Below are 25,382 nucleotides of genomic sequence, written 5' to 3'. Positions count from 1 at the left end.
GTTGCCCACGTCAGCGCTTGACGATGCGGGCTTTTGCCTTCAGCTCGTCGACATATTTCTTGCTGAGCGCGTCGGCATCCTTGTCGCCGCCGGAGCCTTCGGCCTGGAACGCCATCTGGGCGACCTTGTCGTCGGACACTTCGCGCGACGAGCAGATGCCGATGAATTCGACGCCGCGTTCGGTTTCGCGCGTGGCGGTGGCGCCGCCGACTTTGGTCGCCTTGATCTGCTCGGCCCAGTCCGGCGGCAGCTGCGGCGCCAGCACCCGGCCCAGATCCCGAACGGTGACGTCGATCAGGCCCTTGGCGAATTCGCGCGTCGTGTTGCAGCCGTTGAAGCGGGCGCGCATGGCGTCGGCCTCGCGCTTGCGTTTGCCCAGCGTCGCGCTGCGTTCAGCCGCCGGCACCACGAAGATGACCTGCTGCAGCATGTATTCGGTGGCGCTCGGTTTGGCGCCGCCTTTTTCGAGCATCTTCCTCACGAGATCCTGCTCGCTGACGGCACCTGTGCCGTCGCCGGAACGGTAGCGCGCGCTCAAGGCCTGGTTCCAGGCCATCTGGGCGCGGATGAATTCCTTGAAGTGGCTCTTGGTGACGCCTGACTTCTCCATGACGCCGTCAAGCTGGCTGAGCTGCATCTTGTTGCTCGAGGCAAAGCGCTGATACGCCGCCTCGACCTGTGCGTCGCTGATGCGGATGCCAAGCCGCTTGGCCTCGGCCATACGCAGCGTCTGGTCGATCATTTCCTGGCCGGCATCGCCCTTCTTGCGCTGCAGCTTCAGGAAGGCGGCGCGATGGGCGATGTCGCCGGTGGTGACCGGAATGTCGTTGACGACGTATTTGATCTCGCTGGCGAAAGCCGGCGGCGTCATTGCGGTGATCGACACCGACGTTGCCGCCACGAGCAACGCGAAACCTGCTGAAAAGAGGTATTTCCTCATCGTTGGTATCCCAATTCTATCCCGGTCCCGCCCAATTTCATCTTTCCAGGTGCGCGAAATCCGTGCCAGCCCTATGCGGCGAAACGATGTCGCCGATTGTTACTGGATCGTGTCGATGGCACTGGTCGACGAGCCGAATTCGCCGAGGGTGCGGAACGACAGATTGAAGCCGATGGTCTGCGACACCTCCCTGGTGTTCAGATCGCGCGACTGCGAGTAGGTCATCAGATAAGTGAAGCAGGAATCGTTGTAGGCGAAGCCGACACCGTCCTTGACCAGCAGGCTTTGCTGCAGGTCGTAGGTTCCTGTGCCGAAGACGCGCCAGTTTTCGGCCAGATGCGTGGATGCACCAAGTGTGACTTCGTGGCGGTCTTCCGTGAAACCGTACAGCGGCTGGGCCTGGATGAAGGCGTATTTGGCGCTCAGCGACACAGGCAGGCCGGAATAGGCGGCCTTCACCTCGGCACGGCGGACCTCGAAACTCTGTTCGTCGAAACGGCCGCTGACCGAGGCCGCGAAGCCGTTGGGGCTGTTGATGCCGAACAGGCCGACATAGTCGGACTTGGTCGTGTCGAGGCCGGAATTGGCGCCGACATTGACCAGATCCGGCGCGGCAAAGGAGTTCTCGCCGCCGATCTGATAGGATTGGCCGAAAATCGCATTGGTGCCCCAGCCATTGTTGTACGAGCCGGAATAGCGGAAGCCGACATTGGCGCGCGAACCGCCTTCGACGCGGTCGTAACCAGAGAACTTGTCGCGCTCGAACAAGGTGGTCGCATCGAAGACCATGCTTTGGGCGTCTTCGTTGGGCACTGAGAGGCCGCCGACATATTGCTCGTTCGGGCGCATGAAGACCTGCGCCATTGGCTCGATCACGTGGCTGGACCCGCTGGCCATGGAAAACAGCACCGGCCAACGCATCTCGAGACCCGCGGTTGCCATGTAACGGGCAAATGACGAGCGCATATCGGCCTGCTCGCCCAAATTTGCCGCCATCTGGTTGACGGCGTCTAGCGAAGCCGACGACGCGTTGAGATAGTCGACGTCGCCCTGCAGCGCGAGCAATGGTGTCAGCACCAGCCCGCCATCGGTGACGAAGCTCCGCTTCCACTCGGCCTCGGCGGTGAGACGGCCCGATTCACCTTCGATACCGGGAACACGCTGTGTGGGGGTGGAGAACGTGTCATCGAGTTCGTCGCGGCGGATGACACGCGCGTTGACATTGAGCGACAGCTGGCCGCCGGCCACCGACGCATCAGGAATATAGGCGTAGTCGAGCGACGGCAGCACCCACGGCTGTTGTCCGCTTCGCGCAGAGATATTGTCGTCAGGCGTATCTTCCTGCACATCGAAATGCATGGCGCGCACGTCGAAATAGTTGCGGCCGTTGAGACCCGTCAAGTAGACCGACGACTGGTGGACGCTGCTATTATACTTGTCGATGCCGTAGGTGTTCGAGAAGTTCTTGTCGGTCTGCAGCAGCACGTCCCAGCCGAAGTTCCAGCGTGAGTTGATGGCGAACTGCCCCTGGGTACCCATCATGCCGCGGAATTTGTTGGGATCGCCGGCGCTGCCCGAATTGACGTTGTGGCCAGAGCTGGATGGGAAGGCAGTGGTGTCGAGGAAGGCGTCGGGATTCTGCTGGTGTATCCCGGCGATCTTCAGGCTGTACTCGCCGTTGTCGAAGCGCTGACGCCACTCGGCCTCACCGAGGAAGCCTTGCCTGGTATAGCCGGTGCCGGTGACGGTCAGGTCGTAGGTCGGCGCCAATGCGAGATAATAGGGGACTTTCACGCCGACGCCGAGATCGCTCTTGTAGATGATGCTCGGGATCAGGAAGCCGCTCTTGCGCTTCACCGTCGGGTCGGCAATTTCGAATGCAGGCAGATAGGCAAGCGGAAAACCGAAGAACTCGAAATTCGCATTCTCGAAGCGAACCGTCTTCTTCTCGCCGTTCCAGATGATCTTCTTGGCCTTTACGCGCCAGGTCGGCGCTTTGTCCGGCTTATCCTCGCACGGCTCGCAGGCGGTGTAGACGCCATTGTGGAAAGTGGTCAGCACGCCGCCCATGCGTTCTGCGCTTTCGGCGGCGAAATAGGCCTTGTCGATGGTCTCGACCCGCAAGGCGTTGACGAAGCCGTCGGCGAAGTCATCGGTGATGTCGATATGTTGCGAATTGATCTTGGTGCCGTCGCTGTTGATGACTTCGACGTTGCCGCTCGCCACCATCCGCTTGGTGTTGCGGTTGTACTCGACCCGCTGGGCGACAAGGCGATTGCCACCATAGTCGATCTGCACGCCGCCAACGGCGGTCACGGTCTGATTGTCGTTGTTATAGACCAGCGTATCGGCCGCCAGCAGCATTTGCGAGCCGGAGGGAACCGATGTCGCCATGTCGCCGACGTCCTGCGCGAGCGCCGGTGCCGGAACGGCGTAGGCAAGCACGCACGCCAAGGCGGTCGCCGCATAGAGGCGCGCCAAACCGGCCTGCCTGTTGCTGGGCAAAAACGCCTCCCTCACTAGCCGTCTTCCTTGTATAGCAGGAAAGTCACCCCGAAGAACATAGCCACCATGACCGGTACCCAGGCGGCTACGACAGTCGGCACGAATCCCGCCACGCCGAATGCCTTTACCAGCACCGAAACGACATAAAGCAGAAAGCCAGCGATGATGCCACCCAGAATCATCGTCGCCGACTGTCCCATCCTGGCAAATCGCATTGAAACCGTTGCCGCGATCAGCGTCATGGCGACGAGCAGGAACGGCAACGCTACGAGCGAATCAAACTGCATGGCAAAGGCATTTGCCTTGAGGCCGAAGGAGCGGGCAACCTCGATCTTTCCGGGCAGGTCGTAGAAGGGGATGGTTTCGGGGCGCGCCAGCCGCTCTTGCACGAATTCGGGCTTCAAATTGGTCGGTACGCGATCGGTTGCCAATGCCTGGATCGTGCCGTTCTGGAACGTCTTGACGTCCTGCAATTCCCAATAGCCGTCGCGCAGGAAGGCACGGGTGGCGTCCTTGCGCGCGACGATGTTGCCTTGCGGGTCGAGAATGAAAAACACGACGTCGGCCATTTCCAGGCCCTGGTTCAGGATGGCCCGCGCACCGATGATGGTGTCCCCCGAACTGGTTTTCTGCCGGATCCAGGGCGCGGCATCGGCCGAGACCGTATTCGATTTGCCGGAACGCAGCTGGGTTTCGATCTGCTCGGACCAGGAGAATGCGTGCGCGGCGAGTGGATTGATGACGCCAACCGACAGGACGCCGAACAGCAAGGCTCCGACACAGCAGGGCAAGAGGAACTGCCAGGCGGAAACACCGGCGGAACGCGCGATGACCAGCTCGTAGCGCCGGTTCAGCGACACCAGCGTCGCCATTGCCGAGAAGAGACCGACGAACGGCACCGTCTGCAGCATGATCATCGGCATACGGAGGCCTGAAATGGCTACCGCCGTGCCGTAGGTGAAGCCGGGCAGGCCGGTGGTGCGTCCGGACAACTCGGTGAAATCGATCAGGAACACCAGCGCCAGGAGGCCGATGAAGAACCAGATGGTGATCGTCACATAGCGGAAGAAGAAATAGCGGCCCAGTGTCCAGCCCATCAGCCGACCCCTTGGCCTGATGCGCCGCGCCTGGACAAACGCAATTTGAAAGCATTCCAGCTGTCAGCGATGCGCGTGGCGAAGTTTGTCATCCAGTCCGCCCAGGTCACGGGCAGTTCCAGTGTCCGGTTGGAGACGATGAACCAGATCGCCACCGCGGAAGCCACGATCGGCACGCCATAGACCATATACGCATATTGCGGGACCTCATCCGCCTTGCTGGCGGCAAAAAAGCCCAGCCAACGCACGAACAGCGATATCGTGATCGCCGTGATCAGCGGATTGACGCGCGCCTCGCGGTGCGAGCGCGCATCCCCGGCGACCGCAAGCGCGATCAGCGCGAAAACCATGGAATAGGTCCATTCCGAGAACCGTTGGTTGACCTCGGCCCGGTATTCGTAGGGGTTCTGCTGATAATACTTGTCATTGGCGCCCGGGTTGAGCAGGTACTGCGTCGTTTGGTCCTTGGGCAGGAGCGTCACCGCCGAAGCCGCCGCCATGAAGGCCGACATGTCGAAGGCATAGGAGGTGAAGCGGATGACGGAGAGATCGCCGGTCAGCGTTTTGCGATGGATGACGCCGTCGTTCATCATCAGCACCTTTTCACCGCCGCGTTCGATGATGCTTCCGGTCTTGGCGTAGTAGACGAGGTTGACGCCTTCTTCGCGCGAATCGGCGACAAAAATGCCGCCCAGCCGATTGTTGGGAAGGCGCTCGCCGATCTGCAGGAATAACCCGTCGTCAATCTTGCGGAAGGTGCCTTCCTGGATGATCAGCGACAACAGATCCGCGCGCGACGACGCCACCAGGGCCCGGTTCTTCTGCCGTGCGTAAGGGTCGATGCCGTTGTCGACGGCAAAGGAAAAAACGGCGGCGGCGAGAGCCAGCAACATGATCGGCCGCACGATCGTCCAGCGTGAGGCCCCCGCGGCGTTGACGACGGCGAGTTCGGAATCCGAATTCATGACACTGAGTGTCTGTGCGACCGCTACCACCAGGGCAAAAGGCACCACGATCGGGATGATGGACGGAAGGATGAGGGCGGCGACTTCGAAGAAGGTGAGCGCCGACTGGCCGCTGTCGGTGACCAGATCGATCTTTGCCAGCACCTGCGTCGTCCATACGATCGCCAGCGTCCACACAAGAGCGGCCATGAAGACCACGAAAGCGCGGCGCATGATGTAGCGTTCAACGACCTTCATGAAGGCTTTTCTCGATTCTTTCGAACGGCATCATGCCACCGAACAAGGTAGCTGTCCGGCAGCGCCTGCACAACTGGCTCATCAGATGGTCTCCGGGTTCTGTCCCACATCACGCCCCCCGGCTGGGCGGAGTGTCGGCGGGAATGGATAAGAAAGGGCGAACATCGATGGTTAACAACAGGTTGCGGCAAAAAGCGGGGCCGTGCCGCGACGAATCGTCATCGATTCCATAGGTCATATGGGATGCCAATTCGGCAAAGTCTTGCCAAATGCCGGAAAACGACCAAATGTCGCGCATCGTTTCGAACCGCTTCCCCAAAAATCGCGCATTCCCTGAAAGCAGGACATGATGAATCAAAGACCGTCGATCGCCTTCGCCAAATTTTCCGGGTCCCAGAGCGCGGTGAACAAGAAGGGCACGGTCTTCGTGCTCGCGGCGGATGAGGGCGGCCTGAGCGACGTCGCCAAGGCCGGTGATCCCGGCAAGACACTGGAGCGGGCCTTTCCCGTGGCTGAGTTCACGGGCAAGTTCGCCAGCACGGTGGAAGTTCTGGCGCCGCAGGGAGCATCGCTCGACAGACTGGTGGCGATAGGCGCCGGCAAGGTATCGGGACTGGACGAATATGCGTGGCTGAAGCTTGGCGGCACCGTTGCCGCGTCGCTGCGCAAGGCGACCGAAGTGGCGGTGGTCCTCGATGTGGCCGGCGCCTCGCCGAGTGCGAAGGACGCGGCAAGCCTTGCCGCGGGCATTCTCCTGCGCAGCTATTCCTTCGACAAGTACAAGACCAGGAAGGACAAGGACGACGGCAAGGCGGAGCCGAAGAAGCCGGTCAAGGTGACCATCCACACCGCTGATCCGGCCGCTGCGAAGAAGGCCTTCGCCGATGCCGAGGCGGTGATCGACGGCGTCCTACTGGCGCGCGACCTTGTCAACGAACCGGCAAACGTGCTTGGGCCGGTCGAGTTCGCTGCCCGCGCCAAGGAACTCGAGGCGCTAGGCGTCAAGGTCGAGATATTGGCTGAGAAGGAAATGAAGAAGCTCGGCATGGGCTCGCTGCTTGGTGTCGCGCAAGGCTCGCCGCGCGGCGCCCGCATGGCGATCATGCAGTGGAACGGCGGCAAGCCGAAGGACAGCCCGATCGCCTTCGTCGGCAAGGGCGTCACTTTCGACACCGGCGGCAATTCCATAAAGCCGGCCTCGGGCATGGAGGATATGAAGGGCGACATGGGCGGTGCCGCCGCCGTTACCGGCCTGATGCATGCACTGGCGGCCCGCAAGGCGAAAGCCAATGTCGTCGGTATCATCGGACTGGTCGAAAATGCCGTCGACGGTCATGCCCAGCGTCCCGGTGATATCGTCACTTCGATGTCGGGCCAGACCATCGAGGTGCTCAATACCGACGCCGAGGGTCGCCTCGTGCTGGCCGATGCGTTGTGGTACTGCAACGACCGCTTCCAGCCGAAATTCATGGTCAATCTGGCGACGCTGACCGGCGCCATCATGGTGGCGCTCGGTCAACATTATGCCGGCCTGTTTTCCAACAATGACGAACTGGCCGAAAAGTTGGCGGCGGCGGGGCAGGCGACGCAGGAACGGCTGTGGCGCATGCCGCTGGGGGCCGAATACGACAAGCTGATCGATTCCAAGAACGCCGACATGAAGAACATCGGCGGCCGTTTTGGCGGCGCCACCATCGCGGCGCAGTTTCTGCAGCGCTTCGTCAAGGATACGCCATGGGCCCATCTCGACATTGCCGGCACGGCGATGGGGGCGCCGTCGAACGAGATCAACCAGTCCTGGGGTTCCGGTTTCGGCGTCAGGCTGCTCGACCGGCTGGTGCGCGACAATTATGAGCAGTGAACGGTTCAATCACTATAGGCTGAAGCGATGGCCGACGTCCTGTTCTACCACCTGACCGAATCGACGCTGGAGGATGCGCTGCCAGGCCTCCTGGAGCGCAGCGTCGACCGTGGCTGGCGCGCCGTGGTGCAGACAGGCACCGAGGAACGCCGCGATGCGCTCGACCAGCATCTTTGGACCTTCCGGGACGATTCGTTCCTGGCGCACGCAACCGATCGTGAGGCTCATCCCGGCGAACAGCCGATTCTGTTGACCACCGGCGACGGCAATCCCAACGACGCCAAGATAAGGTTCCTGGTCGACGGCGCGGTGCCGCCTGACCTTGGCGGCTACGAGCGCGCCGTGTTCCTGTTCGATGGCCACGATGCCGCTCAGCTCGAGGCGGCGCGAGGGCACTGGAAGGTGATGAAGAGCGCTGGCCACGCCGTCACCTACTGGCAACAGACGCCAGATCGCCGTTGGGAGCGCAAGGCTTAAGGCAGGTCGCCCAGGTCGCCTGAAACGCTCAGACGCGACCCGCCTTAGACTAGCCGCTTGTCGTGGATGACACAGTCTACAATTCTGCCTTGATCCGGTTCTGTTTCCGGGTGACGTAGTCGCCGTGTTTCAATCTCTTGAAAACGTACCAGTCACCATCCGGAGCCTTGCGCTGGTAGATCACCTTGCCTGCCTGGCGATGCTCGAAACAGGTCATCGAGCCTTTCACACCCCAGGAGCCGTGCCATTTCGCGCGCCAGCACAACTTGCCGCCGCCGGGAATGAACCACATGCCGTCGCCATAGCCCGACTTGCCTTTGTCATGGGTCCAGGCGTCGAACTGCCGCTGCTTGACGGCAAAGAACCCGGCGCCCTTCTTGCCCCACAGCCACGAATGGTTCTGATAGATCTGGTAGACGCCTTCGTCAGGAACCACTGTGCCCTTATGTGCCTGCTCGGCTATTTTCGTCGCCGTCTTGGCTGTCGCAGGGACCTGGAATGCAAGAACAAGAACGGAGCAGGCGAATGCCGCTCCGAGACAATTTCCCACTACTCGTTTCACGAAAACTACTCCACGGACTGATTTACGCCACGCCTCGAGCATCATCCCGAACCGCTAGTTCGGGATAGATCACGATCAAACAAGGAGATGGAGACCCATCCCGATCGCGTCGGGATGGATCAGCACGATGCGTTTAGGGCAGGACGTGCTGGGTGACCCTCCAGTCGGGCAGACCATAGCCACCCAGCCACGGCCACACTTCCTTCTGGTTGAAGTAGACGACCGAAGTCAGCGCCGGAAACTCCGCGTAGGATTTGCGGCTATCGTCCTGCCACTTCGAGACATAGTCCTGCTTTCCGACATAGCCGAGTTCCGCAACGACGATCGGCTTGTTGAACACTGCAACGCGGTCATAGCCGGGCTTCAGCAGCTCAGCGAAGGTGCGGTCACGACCGGCCTCGTCATCGTCTTTTTTCTGCAGGCCGAACACCGACAGGCCGATGACGTCGACATAGTCGTCGCCGGGGTAGTATTTTTCCAAACCCTCTTCGCCTTTGGGCGACCACATGTACTTGGCGGCGGGGGCAGCCTTGCGGCAGATGTCGACTTCGCGCTTGTAAGCGGAAATCCAGTCCTTGGGAGCCCAGTTAGCCCAGGTGAAGCGGCCGTTCTTGTCTTCCATTTCCTGCGCCCAGCGAATGGTCACCGGGCTCTTCATCTGTCCCACCAGGTCGCAGATCGCCTGCATGTTGGCGTCATATTTGCCGCTCAAAATGCCGTCACGCAACTCGGGCGGGGTGATGCGCCAGTCCTTGGACCATGTCCACGGCTCAATCGTGATCAGCAGCGAACGGCCGCGCTGCAGCGCGTAAGCGTCGGCAAGCGGCAGCGTCGACAGATCGACGTCTTCCCAGGGCAGGAACAGCTCTTCGATGCTGGCGCTCTTGTCGGTGCTGAAGTCCCCGTAGGGATCATAGGAACCGAACGCCGACGCAGCGCTGCTCGTCTGAACGGGGTCGGTCGCGGTTACGGAGCCGGCCCCTCCTGCAGTAGGAAAGGCGGCGCTTCCGCCCAATACCAGCGCGATTGCAAGTGCCTTTGCTGCGGAGTGTGTCATCATAGATTCTCCCATAGCCTCGACTTCTCGCGGAAGTTAAGGCTTCGCCCGTGCGCATCGATGCCTGATCGACACGGCTACCCAAAAACCTATCGGGTCTATTGGCGGAATCTGCGGGATTTCGGAGCGATCATTGGTGGTTGTGCGAACCTTCGCACGAAGCCCACCCAAAATTACTTCTCAAGGCGCCAACACAGAAAGAGCCGTCGAGAGAGTTTCGCCGCGATACTCACAAATTCGCGTCAATATTCCGATATATCATCCCTGGCTAATTTAAGAGCCGGACGGACCAAAGAGTCAAGCGCAATTAATGGTTGCTTAACCATGATGCTCGCAACATGGTTAACGCTGCCTTGAGCGGGTCTTCCTGCGGATAGCCTCGGCTCCCTTCGACGGATTCTCCAACGCTGAAACTTTTGCCGGCCGTTGATTGCAGTGCTGATCGGGGCAGGCGCCGACGAAATTACCCTCCCGATTCAAGATGTTAAGTTAACCAATTCGCAAGAAGTATAGTTAACCAACGCTTAATTTAGTTGACTCTAAGACACCCGGGTGGATTCTAAGGTCGGGTTTTCAAGGCTCGTCAGCCGTCATTCGGCTGATGCTCGGGTGGCGGTACGTGTATGAGTGTTTCCGCGGACGTGGGGATCACCAGCGGCAAGACCATGCCGAAACGGGGGCTTGGGGCGGTTCCAGGGAAGACGGCGGAGAAGCCTCCTTTTCTGGTGCCGGTGCTGTCGGCCACCCAACAGTGGATCTGGAAGCTGGGACTTGCCTGCTGGTCGGTAACGTTCGGATTTTTCTGGTTCTGGTGGCTGCAACCCGGGCACATCGAACACGTCATTCCATACATGCTGGCGACGTTGACGCTCGTATGGCTGACGTTCATGCCGATGTATTTTCTCTTGAACGTGCATGCGATGAAAAAGCCCTCCAGGCTTCACACGATCCCGGAGCGTTCGCGGGTCGCGATGGTGGTGACCAAGGCTCCGTCCGAACCGTTTTCGGTGGTCGCGCGAACGCTCGAAGCGATGCTGGCGCAGGACTGTCCGCATGATACCTGGCTGGCCGACGAGGACCCGTCCGAGGAAACGATTGCCTGGTGCGATGCCCATAACGTCATGATTTCGACTCGGCGCGGGCGGGAAGATTATCACCGCAAGGTGTGGCCCCGCCGGACGCGCTGCAAAGAGGGGAATCTGGCGTTCTTCTACGACCACTATGGTTATGAACGCTATCACTTCGTCGCTCAGATGGATGCGGACCACGTTCCGACACCGACCTATCTCAGGGAAATCCTGATCGCCTTTGCCGACCCGGCGGTTGGCTATGTATCGGCGCCGAGCATATGTGACAACAATGCCGCTGAAAGCTGGTCGGCACGCGGCCGGCTGTTCCCGGAAGGGATGTTCCACGGACCCTTGCAGTCCGGCCATACGGGCGACGGAACGCCGCTCTGCATCGGCTCGCATTATGCCGTGAGAACCGCAGCGCTCAAGCAGGTCGGCGGCCTTGGCCCGGAACTGGCCGAAGATCACTCGACGTCCATGCTGTTCATTGCGGCTGGTTGGCGCGGTGTGCATGCCATAGACGCCATTGCCCATGGCGACGGCCCGCAAACCTTTGCCGATCTTGTCACGCAGGAGTTCCAGTGGTCGCGGAGCCTGATGACGATCATGCTCGAATACTCGCCCATATACCTTTCCAAGCTATCGCCGCGGCTGAAGTTCCAGTTCCTGTTTCGCCAGCTCTGGTATCCGCTTTTCGCCGTGTTTTCGCTTGTCATGTACGTCATGCCTATGTACGCGCTTCTGACGGGGAAGAGCTTCGCCAATGTGACGTATGTCGATTTCCTTTTATACTATACTCCGATCTCTATTTCCCTGATTATGCTGGTGATGTTGCTGAAGGCCTTCGACCTGTCGCGCCCGCTCACTGCCAAGACGATCAGTTGGGAGGGAATGTTGTTCTCATTCTTCGCGCGTTGGCCGTGGGTGCTGGCGGGCACGCTGTCGTCGATCCGTGATTATGCGACCAAGTCGTTCGTGGATTTTCGTGTTACCCCCAAGGGCAGTGGCCCGAAAAATCTGCTGCCTGCCCGCGTCATCGTTCCGTATGTGGCACTTGCAATCGGAGCTTCGCTGCCGGTCCTTCTAGTGGACCGCGTGTCGGATGCCACCGGCTTCTACTGGTTCGCTGCCTTCAATGCGTTCGTCTACGGGCTGCTTGTGGTCGTAATCATCACCAGGCACCTGGCGGAGAACAGAATTTCGTTGCGGCGCAACGTGGCGAAACTCGCCTTGCAGGCCTCGCTCGCTGGCGTTGCGCTCTTCGTCCCGGGCGCTGCGTTTTATGACCACGGACTGGAGGGCATATATGGGCTCCAGCAGGGCGCAGGCAGTGTGCGCATCGTCAGCGTGGCCTACCCGGTTTCCGGGGCTGGGCGTGGCGGGAGCGGAACCCGCACATTCCATCTTGACCCCGGCTGGGATCCGCAACGCTGACGCCGAGAGGCGTCTGTGCGAAAATAGCTCCCCTGAACCGCATTTGCCTTGATAGCCGGCCGGCAACCTGCGGCAACGCCAGGCATGCTCGACAGATAAAATTTTAATAATATCCGATCGAGCGCTGAAAGACCGCACTCATCATGTCGTTTGCACGAATTTTAATAAGTATCCTCTAATATTTGGCCATGATGTGAGTGGCGATACGCTAACCACATGGCGCGGAAAGCAAATAAGAGAGAATATATCTCCGCGCTCCAGCGACCTATTTTCGTGGCAGGGATGGCGATGAACAAATTTATGGAAAGAGGGGCAAGAATGGGCAAGAAATATGCCTGTGCATTTGCCGCTGTTGCATTGATCTCGATGGTGTCCAGCTGCCAGAGCATGGACGCGACCAAGACCGGCTCGATCGGCACAAAGTCGGCGGTTCATGCGCTCGGCAAGAAGGTGCACTACGTCAAGAACAAGCGGCTGCATCTGATCAACCGCAAGCCGCTCACACAGATGACCAGCGTGACGCGCACGAGGGAGGAGGCTTATGCGGCCTTCGTGCGACCGCAGCGGCTCGGCAGGCCGGCGCCGGTGAAGGTCTCCTACAGCCCGGGCAATGGCGGCCCGTTCCTGGGTCATTCGCCCTGGATTTGTGGCCCGAGTGGTTTCGGCCAGCGCGCCAGCTGCCGTTCGCGTTACTAGAAAACTCAAACCCAAAGTGGCGGCGCGATTTGACTGAAGAGTCCGCCGCCCAGGTCTTCGCCGGGGGGCGAGAGTCGAGGGCGAGAGGTTGGCGCAGGCATTGCGCCTTGCCTCTTGCCCTCCGACGCCGTTCCTGGCGACATCAGTCGACGAACCTTGCCAGTCCTTCCTCGATCGGCACCTTCGGCTACCGATGAAGCCCGCTGCTCGGGTCACCGCTATGGGCGCAGAACCTCCATGGCGTTCCAGTCAGCTCATGATGGCCGGCCCGGGCGGAGCCAGCCGTCATTGTCACTGGACGCCGGCTGTGGCCGCGCGACATAGGCCGATGCTCCATTCGCTTCGTGATAGACCCGTGCCAGCATTTCAGCCAGCACGCCCGACGTCACCATCTGCACCCCGGCGATGAGCAGGAAGAAGCCGGTGAACAGCATCGGGCGTGTTCCGATGTCTTCGGCGAAAAGCAGCTTCAGGCAAAGCAGGTAGGCAAGGATCAGCGAACCCAGCGCGCCAAGCACGATGCCGATGCCGCCGAAGAAGTGCCCGGGCCGTGTGCGATAGCGCATGAAGAAATACATGAACACCAGATCGAGCACGACCCTGAAGGTGCGCGAAATGCCGTATTTGGACTGGCCGTGGATGCGGGCATGGTGCGTCACCACCTCCTGCGCGATGCGTCTGGGTGTCGTCACCGTGGCCAGCCATGCCGGGATGAAGCGGTGCATCTCGCCATAGAGCTTGACGCTGCGGATGACGTTGCCGCGATAGACCTTCAGGCTGCAGCCATAGTCCTTGAGGCGCACGCCGGTGACGCGCGCGATCAGCGCGTTGGCAATGCGCGAGGGCAGCCTGCGCATGAAAAACCCTTCCTGGCGATCCTTGCGCCAGCCCACCACTAGGTCGAGATCCTCGCTTAGCAGGCGGTAGACCATACGCGGAATGTCGTAGGGATCATTTTGCAGGTCGCCGTCGATCGTGGCGATGACGTCGCCGCGCGCTGCGTCGATACCAGCCTGCATCGCGGCGGTTTGCTTGTAGTTGCGCACCAGCTCGACCGCATGCACATGCGGGCCGTAATGCGCCGCCAGGCGCCTGATCTCGCTCACCGTCCCGTCGGTACTGCCGTCATCGACCAGCACGACCTCCCAGGGCTGGCCGTAGCGTTCCATCGCCTGATGAATCCGTGCCAGCAGGGGTTCGACGTTTTCAGCCTCGTTGTACATGGGCACGACGATGGACAGTGTATGCTCCGGCATCACCGCGCCGTCAGGCAGTCCCGAAGCAGGGATGGGCAATACGCTCATAGGGATGGTTTCCTTGCAGGGCCGACGGCCGGGTTCCCCGGCAGCGTCGATTTCGAGGGAAACAGCCAGGCGATCGCACCCGTGGCTATTGCCGAGCAGAAGATGAACAGATGCAGTGCCAGCGCTGCCTGAAGGCCGCTCTTCATGGCAATGCCGGAGGTGAGCAGCGCCGCCGCTGCACCCGCCTCGTAGGTGCCGAAGCCGGCGACGCCTTGTACCGGCAGTATGGCGGCGCCTTCGGCCCCGACGACGCCTGGAAAAGCGGTCGAAAAGGATGTCCCCAGCAGCATTGCCAGCAACCATCCCTGTACGGTGAGCTTCAGCGACCAATTGGCGATCGTCCACCACCAGCCATAGCGCGATCGGCCGGTCGCCTCGGTGAAGACATCGCGCAGCCTGCCGAGTTTCGCCACGATCTTGCCGCGGCCTGCCCAGTCATGCGGCGCGCGCGCCCAGCGCGGCAGGTACCAGGCGGCGGCGATCAGGGCGGCCACGCCCGCGATCCTTATCGCCGGATGCAGGCCGGGCCACACCGCCAGGGCCAGCACGCCGACGACGAAGGCGTCCTGCAGCCTGAACCACAGCAGAGAGGCGCTGGCGCGCAGGATCGGTACGCCGAAGACCTGGCGCAGGAGCAGGGGAAAGGCCGTCTCGCCGCCGCGAAAGGGCACGACGTTGATCATCGCATTGTGGATCAGAATGACGCGCAGGCAGGCGCCGAAACGGCCATGCACCTCGTCGCGGAACTCGTCGCAGACGCGCAGCGCACGCAAGACATAGGTGACGAAAAACGCGATTGTGGCCACCGCGAACGTGCCGGGGGCTATGCGATCGAAGGCGTCGCCGACCATCCGCCAGCGCGAGTCGCTTGCGAGCCAAGCCAGCAAAGCCAGCGTCACAATGATGGAAATCGCTCGTTTCAACAATTCCTCCGGTCGCAACCGTCGAATTCCGCCAGCCACGTAGAGATAAGACCCTGCTGGCGGCTTGTCTCGCTTGGCTGGCTGCGTTGGGCAGGCGAGGGCGGTTCGCAGGGTCGCTGACCGTCGCCGAATTTCCAACGTTTATCCGCTCCGCAGCCCATAAGCCCAACGGCCTGGCTAGATCAAGGCCGGCTGATTTCATAAATCAGGAGGTTGTCTGAATCCACCTGCTTGGTCCCGATCTTGTTGAGATAGTCGATCACCCCATCATGATGCTTGACAAACGGCCGTCTTTGGCTGTCTTCGGCATCCTTTGCCAGGCCAAACCAATCCGCGCCTTGCGTGCGAAGTTCCTCAAGTTGTGCTATCGCGATGGCATCGTCCTCGACGAACTTGGACCACTCGACATCGCCGCCACCGGGCGGAAATACCCACCCGCGTGCCCTGCTGTAGTAGACAGCGACAGGATCCCCCACCTCCGGAGCGATAGCCACGACAAGATCGCCAGGCTGGGCCCTGCGCGCCAGCTCGTCGCCAAGTAACTTTCCATTCATGGCGAAGGGCGCCTTCATCGTCCTGACGAGAGGAAAAGTCGACCAGACAAGCGTGGCGGCCGCGATGCAAATCGACCGCAGAATTACCCCAGGGGACAGAACGGTTTTGGCTCCAAGCGTCGCCAGGACGAGCGCGCCACGGCCGCAAAACATCGCAAATGGCACATGGAATATATGATAGTTCCATGGATTGGTCGTGATCTCACGTGCCGCTGCGAGATAAACAACAGAGGCCGCCGCAAGCCATATGAAAGGTATGGCCGAAAGTGCGCGTTCTTTCGATTCCGCGATAGGCTGGGGCGGCATCCAGAATCCGACCGCCATCAAAACCATGAACGGATAGCCGTAAAACCACCAGACCGACGTATTCCAAACAGATTCGAAATAGAAATCGTCCTTGAAAAACGCCCAGAATCCGGAATCCCAGATGTATCCGCTGCCCGCGACATGAAACGGCGGATAGGTTCGCCCGAGATAAATGGCCCAGCTGTAGTAAGCAGCGATGATGGCAAGGCTGACAAGTCCGCTTATGAATACTTTCGCTGCATGCTTCCGCCGATTTTGCAGAAGCCAGCAAGCCATCAGATAGAATATGATACCTCCGGCGGCCAAACCCGGTGGTTTTGCAAGCACGCCAAGGGAAAAGCTGGCTGTGGCGAGAGGGAGCAGCCACTCACGGCCTCCCGTCCAGTATTTCGTGAAAAGCCAGACGCCCAAGGTCACCAGAGCCAGCATCGAAGGGTCGGGAAGAAACGAGCTATCGATCATGATTGTTGCGGGCATCAGTGCGTAGGCCAAAGCTGCGGCATGCGCGTGTGTTTCGCCCCAGCATAGAGTTGTCAGCCGGTGCAGCGAAAAGACCGTCACCAGCCCAAACAGGGCGGCAACCATGCGACCAAACCAGTCGTGCCAGCCAAAGACCTCGTAGAGCAAAGCCGTCAGATAGCTGACGATCTGGAACTCGCGGCCCTGATAGCTCGGTCCTGGTCCGGTCCAGCTGATCTCGGGGAAGAAGATGTTCCAACTGCGTTGCTGGAAATTGTCGGCCATCATTGCCGTGCTTGTCTCACGCCAGCTGAAGGCATCGACCAGCGGCAAGGTGATGTTGTGGAACCTAAATAGGGCTGCAATGAACAGGATCCCCAGCAAGATCGCCGTGTTGGGGCTGGAGTAGTTGCGAGCAGTCGTTTCCCGATCGGTCGACTGCTCCAGGTATTGCTGACCTTCGGCCTGATTCAATCCCGGGTCGTCCGTCATTTGAAACCGCGTCCTCCCTGCGGATGTTACTTTTACGCGATTGTCAGAGTTGGCGCAGTAAGAGTTGGCGCAGTATATGACACAATTCTTAATTTTGATGACAGCGGGTTACGCGCATGTCTAGATGTGTGTTGTCCGTCCACTCGCAAAGGTTGACATCACCCTTCTCGCGGCAGTTAAATATGTCGCGTGGCTGTCGCGCTGATAGCGCCGCCCTGGGCCAAACAGACATGCGAACGCCAATTGTGCCGACATCTCCGACCAGATTGCTGCCGCTTGGCGTCAAACGCCGCCAACGTCGGTCCGCAAGTTGCATGCAGTTTTTGTTTCTCCTGGCTCTCTCCGGTCAGGTGGCTGTTTCGGGAGCGGCGCAAGCGGCCGCCGCCAACGACAAAAGCACCGCGGAACCCGTTACCGCCGCTGTTCCGACTGCTTACGAACTACAGCTTCTGTATGCCGGCCGCACATGGATATGGAAGGACGGAGCAGCTTATTTCGCGCGGGACAATCGACACCTCAGGGCCTGGACGTCCGGGCAGGACACGGCAACCGTCGCGGAGGGCAGATGGCTGGTGACCAAGGACGGCAAGATGTGCATGGAGCTCGCCTGGCGATCTAAGAGCTACACCGGCGAGCCGCACCGCACCTGCTACAGCCATCGCATTCAGGGCCGGAACATCGAGCAACGCAAGGATCCGGACGGGGAATGGTACGGTTTCAAGCGATCTCCCGAGGAGCCTTCCGACGAATACAAGAAATTCGAAGCAGGCGACACCAAGGGCGCGCAGTTCGAAGAGACCCGCAAGCTGGTCGATGCCAAGAAGTAGGCCATGCTTCCAGCCATGCTGAGCCAGTGGCCTGGCTGTTCTTGCCGTGCGCCTGTCGCGGAACCCGCGAATCGCCTATGGTTAAGCCTTAAGCGGCTCGGCAGGCGCGGTCGGCGCGCCGATCGCATCTAGTCGCATTCAGCATCTAGTCGCATTCAATTGCATCACCCAAACGACAAGACGATGGCCTGCCATACGGTTTTGATGAAATTTAATAATTAGTGATATCTAATATAATGTGTGATGTGCGAGTGGTCACTCATGCGGCGTGAAAGCGGTCCAAGTATAGTATGTCGCAACGCGCCCTTGGCTTATACTTGATAGCAAGGGACAGAGGATGAGAAATTCCGCGAGCGTATTTCGCTCAAGCAAAAATGTCGTATCTATTGCCGCGGCCGTGGCGCTGAGCTCTATGGTTGCAGGTTGTCAAGGTATGGACGCAACTGAAACCGGTTCGGTCCTTATCAGGCCCATAGTCCACCCGGTCCGGAGTCAGCCTGCGGTCCAGCCCGTGCAGGCCAGATTTCTGGTGCGCTCGCTGCGGGCCGACCTTCCGATCCAGATGATAAGCACAATAGGGACTGAAAGTGCCTACGCCTTTGCACCGCCGCAACGGATCAAAGCCAGCACGCCGGCGCCGGTGAAAATCTCGTTCAATCCGGGCGATGGCAGCACGTTCTCGGGCGGCTCGCCTTATATCTGCAGCCCTAGCGGATTTGGCCAGCGCGCGAGCTGTCACCCCCGCTATCTCTGACCCGTCGAGCGACCACCGAGGCTGCCGCCCTGGTTGGCGGCAGTTTCATTGGCTTGGTCTTCAGTCCGAAAAAGGGAGCGGCCGTCCTGACAATCGTGTCGATGTCTGAAAGCTCCGGCACAAAGCCAAGATGTTCGCGTGCGCTTCCCGGATCGGCGTAGAGCTCCGCCGGATCCCCAGGGCGTCGGCTCCTGAGCACTGCCGGAACCGGCCTCGACGTCATTCGGCCGACCGCCTTGACGATCTCCTTGATGGAGATGCCCCGCCCGGTGCCGAGATTGACCGCAAGACTTCGCCCGCCACCCTCGAGATAGATGAGCGCTTTCAGGTGAGCGCGGGCCAGATCGGTGACGTGGATATAGTCCCTTACGCAGGTGCCGTCCGACGTGTCGTAGTCGGTGCCGAAAACCTCGATCGCGTCGATGATGCCCGATGCGGCCATGAGCACTCTGGGAACCAGATGGGTTTCCGGCGAATGCCACTCACCGAGCTCGCCGTCGGGATCGGCGCCACAAGCGTTGAAATAGCGCAGGATCGCAAATTTCATTCCATACGCGGATGCATAGTCTCCGATGATCTGTTCACCCATCAGCTTGGAGCGCCCGTAGGGGCTGATCGGATTTTGCGAGGAGGTCTCGCGAACCGGCAACGCTTCCGGCACGCCGTAGGTCGCACAACTGCTGGAGAAGATGATGTTTTCGATCGAACTCGCGCGTGCGGCATCGAGCACCGCGATGTTGCCTGTCACATTGGTCGAATAATATTCGGCCGGCTCGCGAACGGACTCTCCGACATAGGCCAGCGCCGCAAAATGGATCACGGTCGTTGGCCGGTACGTTTCCATCGCCCGCCGCAGTGCATCTTGATCTCGGATATCACCGACGACAAGCGGCCCCCAAGCGACGGCTCTCTCGTTTCCGCGGCTCAGATTGTCGAAAACCACCGGCATGTAGCCGGCGGCCGCCAGCTGCTTGCAGGTGTGACTGCCGATGAAACCGGCTCCACCCGTCACCAGGACCGCCGGCCGGCTCATGAAGCGGCAGCTCCTCTGGCGATGTGACTTCCGTAAAGCAGGGCATCAAAATACTCGACGGTACGCGCGAGCCCCTGGCTCAAGCTGATTTTCGGCTCCCAGCCGAGATCGGCCTTGGCAAAGGAGATGTCCGGCTTGCGCTGCCTGGGATCGTCGACGGGCAGCGGCCGATGCACGATCTTCGATCGGGCGTTGGTGTAATCGACGACCAGCGTCGCCAGTTCCATGATGGTGAATTCGGCAGGGTTGCCGAGATTGACCGGGTGGGCGGGCGCGCTCGGCGCGTTCATCAGTCGGATAAAGCCCTCGATCAGGTCGTCGGCATAGCAGAACGAGCGCGTCTGTTGGCCGCTGCCATAGACGGTCAGGTCCTCGCCGCGCAGCGCCTGGACGATGAAGTTCGAAACCACACGCCCATCGTCGGGCTGCATGCGGCGACCGTAGGTGTTGAAAATGCGGGCGACACGGATATCGAGGCCATAGGTCCTCGAATAATCGAAGAACAGGGTTTCGGCCGAGCGCTTGCCTTCATCGTAGCAGGAACGCGGTCCGTGCGTGTTGACGTTGCCGAAGTAGCTCTCGGGCTGTGGATGCACGAAGGGATCGCCATAGACTTCGGATGTAGAGGCCTGAAATATCTTGGCCTTGTTTTGTCGCGCGAGTTCCAGAAGGTTCAGCGATCCAAGCACGCTTGTCTTGAAGGTGTGGATCGGGTCTGCCTGGTAGTGCGGCGGAGAGGCGGGGCAGGCGAGATTGTAGATCTCGTCGCATTGAAGATCCGAAGGCAGTGCATCGACGATGTCGTGCTCGATGCAGCTGAAGCGCGGATTACGCAGAAGGGTATTGAGATTGTATCTTTTGCCGGTGTGGAAATTGTCCAGCGCGACAACGTCGTATCCGTCCCGCAAAAGACGTTCGCACAGATGCGATCCTAAAAATCCCGCTCCTCCGGCGACAAGGGCGCGCCGTCGGCTTTGGTTGGCGCCCCTTTGGCTGCCGGATTCCAGTTTCAGAACCTTGACAAGCTTACTCATGCTTTCCTCATACGCACCGCACACGCTACCGCCGGGCCGGGACAAAGCATCGCCCGGCCACGTTCCTCAGAACGTGGCAAACCTCCGCATCTGCGGAACCGCCATCACTGATGTGCGTCAATTGTTCTTTGGCTTTCGCGAAGCTGGTGCGACTACACAACCTCCGTGCTGCCGCTCAGCATTCTCTGCGCCCCGAAATCGCGATCACACGCTCGGTGTCACCATCGTCGATTGCTCGCCCAAATTGCACATCCCAACACATCGAAAATATACCTGTGGAAATCATAGTCAACTAAATTAGATATTTCTTAACTATATCTTTTTGCGAATGGTTAATCACGAGGCGGCATCGGCCTCGAAGCTGAACCAGGAGATGTCCAGGGCAGTTCCTCATTTTGAATCAGGGTATTGGGTCCGGCCACTGGCGGTCGGCGCCACACGCTGTTCGTTATGTCGAATCAGCGCTTGGCAGCCAAGATCGCCATGAAGGAGAGGTTGCGCAATTCAGGGCGAGGTCGGGATGGATCCAGCCGAAAGTGGATTTAACGACCCAAGCGACGGGAAAATTTCAGATAGCAACGAGATTGCTGCCCGAAACCGCTCGGAGTGCAAATATAAATTCCAGGGCGCGAATATTCATACCATAGGCTTGACCTATCGTAGGCACGCCGCAGCTGGCTATCGTGGGAAGAAGGGCAAGGACTAAAACTTTGTAAGCAAATTCATTCACAGGGACGAATTTTGACTTTGTCCTCTTTTGGTGCCGCTGTTCATGATCTTTGCGCATCAAGGCCCCTGGTTCGCAAGGCGCGCCGATGGCCCATTCCGCCGAAAAGCGCATGCGCGCCTTCATTCCATAGTGGAGGAGCGGTCATTTCGGCAACGAATTTTAAGCGCATAGGTAGAACCCGCATTGGCGCGCGGCCACGCCGCCACCGGGTTGTTGCTTGCGCACGTCTAGCTCGAGCGCCTGGGGTGGCGATTCGGCTGGCCATCGCCTTTTGATCGTCGGGGCGCTATTGGCAAGGTCACGATGGAATGTGGTGATGTGAATGCGCTTTCTGTTTGTCCTGATCCTGCTCGTCGGCGCCGGCATCGGTGTCGTCTATCCCTGGGCGATGAGCAACTTCTCCGGCCATGAGATCGGCACCTGGCGGGTCTATGAGCAGGGCCGCTTCAAGCCGCTGACGGTGCCGCTCTCCGGCCGCGACGCGCCGGTGCGGGTGCTGGTCGACCTGACCGCAAGAGCAGAGCGCATCGTCTCGCAGCAGCGCACCGTGCTGACGCTGACCGCCGCAAGCAATGGCCGCACGGTGCTCGCCTCGACGCTGCAGTTCAACCATTCCGACAATCCTCGCCAGGCCAGCCCGCAACTGCCCGACAAGATCTTCCGCGACGAGGCCGGCGTGATCGCGACCGTCAGCCCAGGCCCCTATACCTTCACCGTTGGACCAGGTGATGCCGACGACATACCGATGCGGGCGGTCGATCTCATCCTGCGTTCCGGCGCCGGCGAGATCGACAGCCGTGTACGGCCGGTCGGCTTCGCGCTGATGGCGATCGGCCTGATCGGATTTTTGCTGACCTTGCGCACTCGTGGCGGCCGGCCGGAAAATCCGAACCCGCAGCCGCCACCGCCGCGCTGGGGCAGGGGCTGATGCATGCCGCCCAAAAGTGTGCAGCGGTTTTGGGACAACGACATGCATAACGGCACAAAACCATGAACTACCGCCACGCCTATCATGCCGGAAATTTCGCTGACGTCGTCAAGCATGTCGTGCTGACACGCTTGCTCGAGTATCTGAAGCAGAAGGACAAGGCGTTTCGGGTCGTCGACACCCATGCCGGCATTGGCCGCTACGACCTGTCGTCCGTCGAGGCGCAGAAGACGGGTGAATGGCAAGGCGGCATCGGCAGGCTGATCGATGCCCCGTTTGCCGCTCCGGTGGCGGCGCTGCTCGCGCCTTATCTGGAGACAATACGGTCGCTCAACCCCGAGGGTGGCATCCAGAAGTACCCGGGCTCGCCGTTGATTGCGCGCCATCTCATGCGCAAGCAGGATCGGCTGACGGCGATCGAGCTGCACCCCAAGGATGCCGCGAGGCTGAGGACGTTCTTTGCCGGCGATTTCCAGGCCCGGATCATCGAGCTCGATGGCTGGCTGGCGCTCGGCGCCCATCTGCCGCCGAAGGAAAAGCGCGGCCTTGTCCTCATCGATCCGCCATTCGAGGAAGCGGGTGAGTTCGAACGCCTCGTCGACGGGCTCATAAGGGCGCACAAGCGGTGGCCCGGCGGCATCTACGCGCTATGGTATCCGATCAAGGACCGCAAGGCGATCATCGCCTTCCGCAAGGCGCTGAAGCAATCCGGCATTCCGAAGCTGCTCGATATCGAGTTCGAGATCAGGCCGGCCTCTTCGGAACCCAGCCTCGACGGCAGCGGTCTGCTGGTGGTCAACCCGCCGTTCACGCTGGAGGGCGAGCTGCGGACGCTGCTGCCGGCCCTGCACAGGCTGCTTGCGGTGGGGCGGCCGGCGCACTGGTCGTTGGAATGGCTGGCCGGCGAGCAGGCTTGAGGCGGACTCATCGACGACCCAGGGACCGTGCTCTCTTGGGTCTGGATATGAACGTGCCAGAGCCATTCCGGTGCGTGCAAATTCGGCTTTGGTCAAAAAGCGGTTTCAAACTGGGAAACCATTGTCAACGCAACCGCTTGACCGCCGTCGAGCGAATCCGCACAGTGTGCGCAATCGACCTTGAGAGGCTGCCATGACTCGCTTCGCCAAATCCGCTCTTGCCGCCCTGATTTCGCTCTGCACCCCGCTCGCCGCGCCTCTCGGCGTCACCAAGGCCGTGCAGGCGGCCGATCTTACTGTCTATTCCGATGAGGACAGCGGTGTCTGTGGCGAAGCCTGGGTGCTGAACAAGATCACCAGCCGCTTCTCTTACCAGGTGCATCACGTTCCGCATCTGCCTGATGTGCAGATCACCGATTTCCGGCGTATTCACCAGCATCGCTATCTGGCGGCCAACGATACCTGGCCGATCGGTCGCCGTTATTGCGGGGCCACCGTCAGCCTGTCCGACGGCCGCGATCGCACCATCTGGTACCTGATCGAGGAAGGTCAGGGCTTTGCCTCGATCGGCGACAATGTCGAATTCTGCGTCTCGGGCTTCGACCGCTGGATGGTCTACAACGGCCGCTGCCGCATTCTGCGCTAAACCCGGTTTCCCCTTCCAATCTCTTTCGCGCCTGTGGCTTGATCGGCTGCAGGCGTTTTTGTGCCGCGTTGACAGCAGACGCGATCCGTTGCATAGCTATGAGACAGACCTGTCTCACCACTCGGTAAGCGCATGACACCATCGCCCGTTTCCGATAAGCGCCAGCACATCGTTGAAACGGCCTACGTGCTGTTTAAGCGCGCCGGCTTCCATGCGACCGGTATCGACCGGATCATCGCCGAAGCCGATGTGGCCAAGATGACGATGTATCGCCACTTTCCCAGCAAGGACGAACTGATCGTCGAGGTGCTTGGCTATCGCGCTATGCGTTTCGACCGCCAACTCGACCGGCTCGCCCAAGAGGGCATTCCGCCGGAACAGAAAATCGGAAGAATCTTCGACTGGCATGCACGCTGGTTCCGCAGCCCGGATTTCCATGGCTGTCTGTTCGCACATGCGCTGGCCGAGTTCGGCGATCCCGGGCATCCGGTTTTCAAGGCCGTTGTCAGGCAGAAGAACGGCCTCAAGCGGCGCATGCGATCTATCCTCGAAGAGGTGATGCCGCGCAGCCGCGCCGAGAGCGTGGCGGCGACGCTGCTTATGCTGATCGAAGGCGCGACCTTGCTGGCGCAGATGGGGCAGGCCGACGCCGCCATTCGCGACGCCCGCAAGGCGGCCATGAGCATCGTCGCTGCTTCGCGCAGGCCGCAATGAGCCCGCTGGTCATCGGGCTCGCATTGTTTGCGGCGATCCTGCACGCAAGCTGGAACGCGTTCCTGCGCACGGGGGCCGACAGGCTGTGGACCGTCACCGTCATGAGCTTTTCAAGCACGGCGCTCGCCATCCCCTTCGCCTTCTTCCACGACCTTCCGGCAGCACCGGCCTGGTCCTACATCGTGCTCTCGGCCTGCCTGCAGGTTGGCTACAGTTTGTTTCTGGTGGCCGCCTACAGATATGGCGAACTGGGACAGGTCTATCCGATCGTTCGCGGCAGCGTGCCGCTGCTTGTCACGCTCGGCGGGTTCTTCCTGGCCAACCAGCAGCTCACTCTGCCGCAGACCGTTGGTGTCGCGCTGGTCGCGGGCGGCATCATGGGCCTTTCTCTCGGAAGGGGCAGGGCCGCCACGACATCGATATTCTATGCATTGGCAACGGGAGCGATCATCGCCGCCTATGCGACGGTCGATGCGCTCGGCGTTCGGACGGGGGGAAATGCCGGCGCCTACACCTCATGGGTCCTGCTGATCTACGGCGCGTTGCTGCCGGCGGCCTTCGTCGCCTGCCGTGGCCGGCTCATTGTCGACCTGCGCGCGCCGGAAACCTGGAAGGCGCTGGGCGGAGGCCTGTTTGCACTTCTGGCCTACGGCGTCGTGGTCGCGGCCTTCGCGCTTGGACCGGCAGGTCCGATCACCGCGATCCGCGAAACCAGCGTCGTCTTCGCGGCCTTCATCGGACGCCTGTTCCTCGGCGAGGTGCTGACGCCGCGGCGGGTCGGCGCCTGCGCCATCGTCGCGCTCGGCGCCATCTGCCTCGGCTATCAGCCGTGACGGAACTGCGGATCGCGCAGGATTGCC

The 25,382-nt window shown here is 60.5% G+C and carries 22 protein-coding genes; 10 read left to right on the top strand and 12 right to left on the bottom strand.

Annotation, left to right across the window (positions count from 1 at the left end):
- Positions 1-10: 10 nt before the first annotated feature.
- The 4 genes from NKH52_RS09700 to lptF all read right to left on the bottom strand — a co-directional run bounded on the left by NKH52_RS09700 (position 11) and on the right by lptF (position 5,744).
- Entirely contained in the window at positions 11-940 is a 930-nt protein-coding gene (locus NKH52_RS09700; RefSeq protein ID WP_352735515.1) for a peptidylprolyl isomerase, read from the bottom strand.
- Positions 941-1,039: 99 nt separating this feature from the next.
- The gene (locus NKH52_RS09695; protein ID WP_352735516.1) at positions 1,040-3,460 is read right to left on the bottom strand and encodes an LPS-assembly protein LptD; all 2,421 of its coding nucleotides are present in this window, start codon (positions 3,458-3,460) and stop codon (positions 1,040-1,042) included.
- Entirely contained in the window at positions 3,460-4,545 is a 1,086-nt protein-coding gene (gene lptG / locus NKH52_RS09690; protein WP_352735542.1) for an LPS export ABC transporter permease LptG, read from the bottom strand. The genes NKH52_RS09695 and lptG overlap by 1 nt, the downstream gene beginning before the upstream one ends.
- On the bottom strand, positions 4,542-5,744 hold the full coding sequence (gene lptF / locus NKH52_RS09685) for an LPS export ABC transporter permease LptF (RefSeq protein WP_128305684.1): 1,203 nt from the start codon (positions 5,742-5,744) through the stop codon (positions 4,542-4,544). Before lptF ends, lptG begins: the two co-directional genes overlap by 4 nt.
- Before the next feature lie 349 nt (positions 5,745-6,093).
- Here lptF and NKH52_RS09680 point away from each other — a divergent pair, with 349 nt between their 5' ends.
- Both NKH52_RS09680 and NKH52_RS09675 read left to right on the top strand, forming a co-directional pair.
- Positions 6,094-7,605 (top strand): leucyl aminopeptidase, encoded by a 1,512-nt coding sequence (locus NKH52_RS09680; protein ID WP_127289425.1) that lies wholly within the window; start codon positions 6,094-6,096, stop codon positions 7,603-7,605.
- A gap of 27 nt (positions 7,606-7,632) precedes the next feature.
- Positions 7,633-8,082: a DNA polymerase III subunit chi gene (locus NKH52_RS09675; RefSeq protein ID WP_023813773.1), complete on the top strand. Its 450-nt coding sequence runs from the start codon at positions 7,633-7,635 to the stop codon at positions 8,080-8,082.
- Positions 8,083-8,158: 76 nt separating this feature from the next.
- Here the strand turns inward: NKH52_RS09675 and NKH52_RS09670 are convergent, their stop codons facing one another.
- Positions 8,159-8,686: a DUF995 domain-containing protein gene (locus NKH52_RS09670; RefSeq protein ID WP_352966991.1), complete on the bottom strand. Its 528-nt coding sequence runs from the start codon at positions 8,684-8,686 to the stop codon at positions 8,159-8,161.
- A gap of 91 nt (positions 8,687-8,777) precedes the next feature.
- Positions 8,778-9,701 carry a glycoside hydrolase family 26 protein gene (locus NKH52_RS09665; RefSeq protein ID WP_352735518.1) on the bottom strand — a complete coding sequence of 308 codons (924 nt, stop codon included), beginning with the start codon at positions 9,699-9,701 and terminating at the stop codon, positions 8,778-8,780.
- 623 nt (positions 9,702-10,324) lie between these two features.
- Between NKH52_RS09665 and NKH52_RS09660 the strand changes: the two genes are divergently transcribed.
- Together NKH52_RS09660 and NKH52_RS09655 are read left to right on the top strand one after the other, a co-directional pair.
- A complete protein-coding gene (locus tag NKH52_RS09660) occupies positions 10,325-12,205 on the top strand; it encodes a glycosyltransferase family 2 protein (protein ID WP_352735519.1) in 1,881 nt (626 codons plus the stop codon).
- 288 nt (positions 12,206-12,493) lie between these two features.
- Positions 12,494-12,901, top strand: a complete 408-nt coding sequence (locus tag NKH52_RS09655) for a hypothetical protein (protein WP_352550526.1) — start codon at positions 12,494-12,496, stop codon at positions 12,899-12,901.
- A 254-nt stretch (positions 12,902-13,155) separates the two neighbouring features.
- Here the strand turns inward: NKH52_RS09655 and NKH52_RS09650 are convergent, their stop codons facing one another.
- The 3 genes from NKH52_RS09650 to NKH52_RS09640 form a co-directional block, all read right to left on the bottom strand.
- On the bottom strand, positions 13,156-14,157 hold the full coding sequence (locus NKH52_RS09650) for a glycosyltransferase family 2 protein (protein ID WP_352550962.1): 1,002 nt from the start codon (positions 14,155-14,157) through the stop codon (positions 13,156-13,158).
- A 44-nt stretch (positions 14,158-14,201) separates the two neighbouring features.
- The gene (locus NKH52_RS09645) at positions 14,202-15,128 is read right to left on the bottom strand and encodes a lysylphosphatidylglycerol synthase domain-containing protein (RefSeq protein WP_352550524.1); all 927 of its coding nucleotides are present in this window, start codon (positions 15,126-15,128) and stop codon (positions 14,202-14,204) included.
- A gap of 182 nt (positions 15,129-15,310) precedes the next feature.
- Complete coding sequence (locus NKH52_RS09640) at positions 15,311-16,939, bottom strand: ArnT family glycosyltransferase (protein WP_352735520.1); 1,629 nt, start codon at positions 16,937-16,939, stop codon at positions 15,311-15,313.
- Between the two features lie 314 nt (positions 16,940-17,253).
- Between NKH52_RS09640 and NKH52_RS09635 the strand changes: the two genes are divergently transcribed.
- Positions 17,254-17,766, top strand: coding sequence for a DUF995 domain-containing protein (locus tag NKH52_RS09635; RefSeq protein WP_352735521.1), 513 nt, complete (start codon positions 17,254-17,256; stop codon positions 17,764-17,766).
- Positions 17,767-18,473: 707 nt separating this feature from the next.
- Here NKH52_RS09635 and galE read toward each other — a convergent pair.
- From galE to NKH52_RS09620, 3 genes are all read right to left on the bottom strand, one after another.
- A complete protein-coding gene (galE, locus tag NKH52_RS09630; RefSeq protein ID WP_352735522.1) occupies positions 18,474-19,553 on the bottom strand; it encodes a UDP-glucose 4-epimerase GalE in 1,080 nt (359 codons plus the stop codon).
- Positions 19,550-20,587 carry a UDP-glucuronic acid decarboxylase family protein gene (locus NKH52_RS09625; RefSeq protein WP_352735523.1) on the bottom strand — a complete coding sequence of 346 codons (1,038 nt, stop codon included), beginning with the start codon at positions 20,585-20,587 and terminating at the stop codon, positions 19,550-19,552. The genes galE and NKH52_RS09625 overlap by 4 nt, the downstream gene beginning before the upstream one ends.
- A 568-nt stretch (positions 20,588-21,155) precedes the next feature.
- Positions 21,156-21,428, bottom strand: coding sequence for a hypothetical protein (locus NKH52_RS09620; RefSeq protein ID WP_352735524.1), 273 nt, complete (start codon positions 21,426-21,428; stop codon positions 21,156-21,158).
- A gap of 211 nt (positions 21,429-21,639) precedes the next feature.
- Here NKH52_RS09620 and NKH52_RS09615 point away from each other — a divergent pair, with 211 nt between their 5' ends.
- The 5 genes from NKH52_RS09615 (at position 21,640) to NKH52_RS09595 (ending at position 25,355) form a co-directional block, all read left to right on the top strand.
- Positions 21,640-22,245, top strand: a complete 606-nt coding sequence (locus tag NKH52_RS09615) for a hypothetical protein (RefSeq protein WP_352735525.1) — start codon at positions 21,640-21,642, stop codon at positions 22,243-22,245.
- A 62-nt stretch (positions 22,246-22,307) separates the two neighbouring features.
- The gene (locus NKH52_RS09610) at positions 22,308-23,162 is read left to right on the top strand and encodes a 23S rRNA (adenine(2030)-N(6))-methyltransferase RlmJ (protein ID WP_352735526.1); all 855 of its coding nucleotides are present in this window, start codon (positions 22,308-22,310) and stop codon (positions 23,160-23,162) included.
- Positions 23,163-23,355: 193 nt separating this feature from the next.
- Positions 23,356-23,808: a hypothetical protein gene (locus NKH52_RS09605; RefSeq protein ID WP_352735527.1), complete on the top strand. Its 453-nt coding sequence runs from the start codon at positions 23,356-23,358 to the stop codon at positions 23,806-23,808.
- Positions 23,809-23,940: 132 nt separating this feature from the next.
- On the top strand, positions 23,941-24,522 hold the full coding sequence (locus NKH52_RS09600) for a TetR/AcrR family transcriptional regulator (RefSeq protein WP_352735528.1): 582 nt from the start codon (positions 23,941-23,943) through the stop codon (positions 24,520-24,522).
- A complete protein-coding gene (locus NKH52_RS09595; protein ID WP_352735529.1) occupies positions 24,519-25,355 on the top strand; it encodes an EamA family transporter in 837 nt (278 codons plus the stop codon). Before NKH52_RS09600 ends, NKH52_RS09595 begins: the two co-directional genes overlap by 4 nt.
- The last annotated feature ends 27 nt before the right edge of the window (positions 25,356-25,382 follow it).

The sequence above is a fragment of the Mesorhizobium sp. M1066 genome (genome assembly GCF_040318635.1).
Classification (GTDB): domain Bacteria; phylum Pseudomonadota; class Alphaproteobacteria; order Rhizobiales; family Rhizobiaceae; genus Mesorhizobium.
Note: the sequence above shows the minus strand (reverse complement) of the source record. Positions and strands in the feature narration are given on the sequence as shown.

Bases quoted from the DNA above. Each gene is read 5' to 3' on its own strand.
- NKH52_RS09625 (WP_352735523.1), bottom strand. From the start codon at position 20,587: ATGAGTAAGCTTGTCAAGGTTCTGAAACTGGAATCCGGCAGCCAAAGG.
- galE (WP_352735522.1), bottom strand. From the start codon at position 19,553: ATGAGCCGGCCGGCGGTCCTGGTGACGGGTGGAGCCGGTTTCATCGGC.
- NKH52_RS09610 (WP_352735526.1), top strand. From the start codon at position 22,308: ATGAACTACCGCCACGCCTATCATGCCGGAAATTTCGCTGACGTCGTC.
- NKH52_RS09605 (WP_352735527.1), top strand. From the start codon at position 23,356: ATGACTCGCTTCGCCAAATCCGCTCTTGCCGCCCTGATTTCGCTCTGC.
- NKH52_RS09670 (WP_352966991.1), bottom strand. From the start codon at position 8,686: ATGCTCGAGGCGTGGCGTAAATCAGTCCGTGGAGTAGTTTTCGTGAAA.
- NKH52_RS09600 (WP_352735528.1), top strand. From the start codon at position 23,941: ATGACACCATCGCCCGTTTCCGATAAGCGCCAGCACATCGTTGAAACG.
- NKH52_RS09595 (WP_352735529.1), top strand. From the start codon at position 24,519: ATGAGCCCGCTGGTCATCGGGCTCGCATTGTTTGCGGCGATCCTGCAC.
- NKH52_RS09650 (WP_352550962.1), bottom strand. From the start codon at position 14,157: ATGCCGGAGCATACACTGTCCATCGTCGTGCCCATGTACAACGAGGCT.
- NKH52_RS09615 (WP_352735525.1), top strand. From the start codon at position 21,640: ATGCGCTTTCTGTTTGTCCTGATCCTGCTCGTCGGCGCCGGCATCGGT.
- lptF (WP_128305684.1), bottom strand. From the start codon at position 5,744: ATGAAGGTCGTTGAACGCTACATCATGCGCCGCGCTTTCGTGGTCTTC.
- NKH52_RS09660 (WP_352735519.1), top strand. From the start codon at position 10,325: ATGAGTGTTTCCGCGGACGTGGGGATCACCAGCGGCAAGACCATGCCG.
- NKH52_RS09635 (WP_352735521.1), top strand. From the start codon at position 17,254: ATGCAGTTTTTGTTTCTCCTGGCTCTCTCCGGTCAGGTGGCTGTTTCG.
- NKH52_RS09655 (WP_352550526.1), top strand. From the start codon at position 12,494: ATGAACAAATTTATGGAAAGAGGGGCAAGAATGGGCAAGAAATATGCC.
- NKH52_RS09700 (WP_352735515.1), bottom strand. From the start codon at position 940: ATGAGGAAATACCTCTTTTCAGCAGGTTTCGCGTTGCTCGTGGCGGCA.
- NKH52_RS09620 (WP_352735524.1), bottom strand. From the start codon at position 21,428: ATGCGCTTTTCGGCGGAATGGGCCATCGGCGCGCCTTGCGAACCAGGG.
- NKH52_RS09675 (WP_023813773.1), top strand. From the start codon at position 7,633: ATGGCCGACGTCCTGTTCTACCACCTGACCGAATCGACGCTGGAGGAT.
- NKH52_RS09665 (WP_352735518.1), bottom strand. From the start codon at position 9,701: ATGACACACTCCGCAGCAAAGGCACTTGCAATCGCGCTGGTATTGGGC.
- NKH52_RS09640 (WP_352735520.1), bottom strand. From the start codon at position 16,939: ATGACGGACGACCCGGGATTGAATCAGGCCGAAGGTCAGCAATACCTG.
- NKH52_RS09680 (WP_127289425.1), top strand. From the start codon at position 6,094: ATGAATCAAAGACCGTCGATCGCCTTCGCCAAATTTTCCGGGTCCCAG.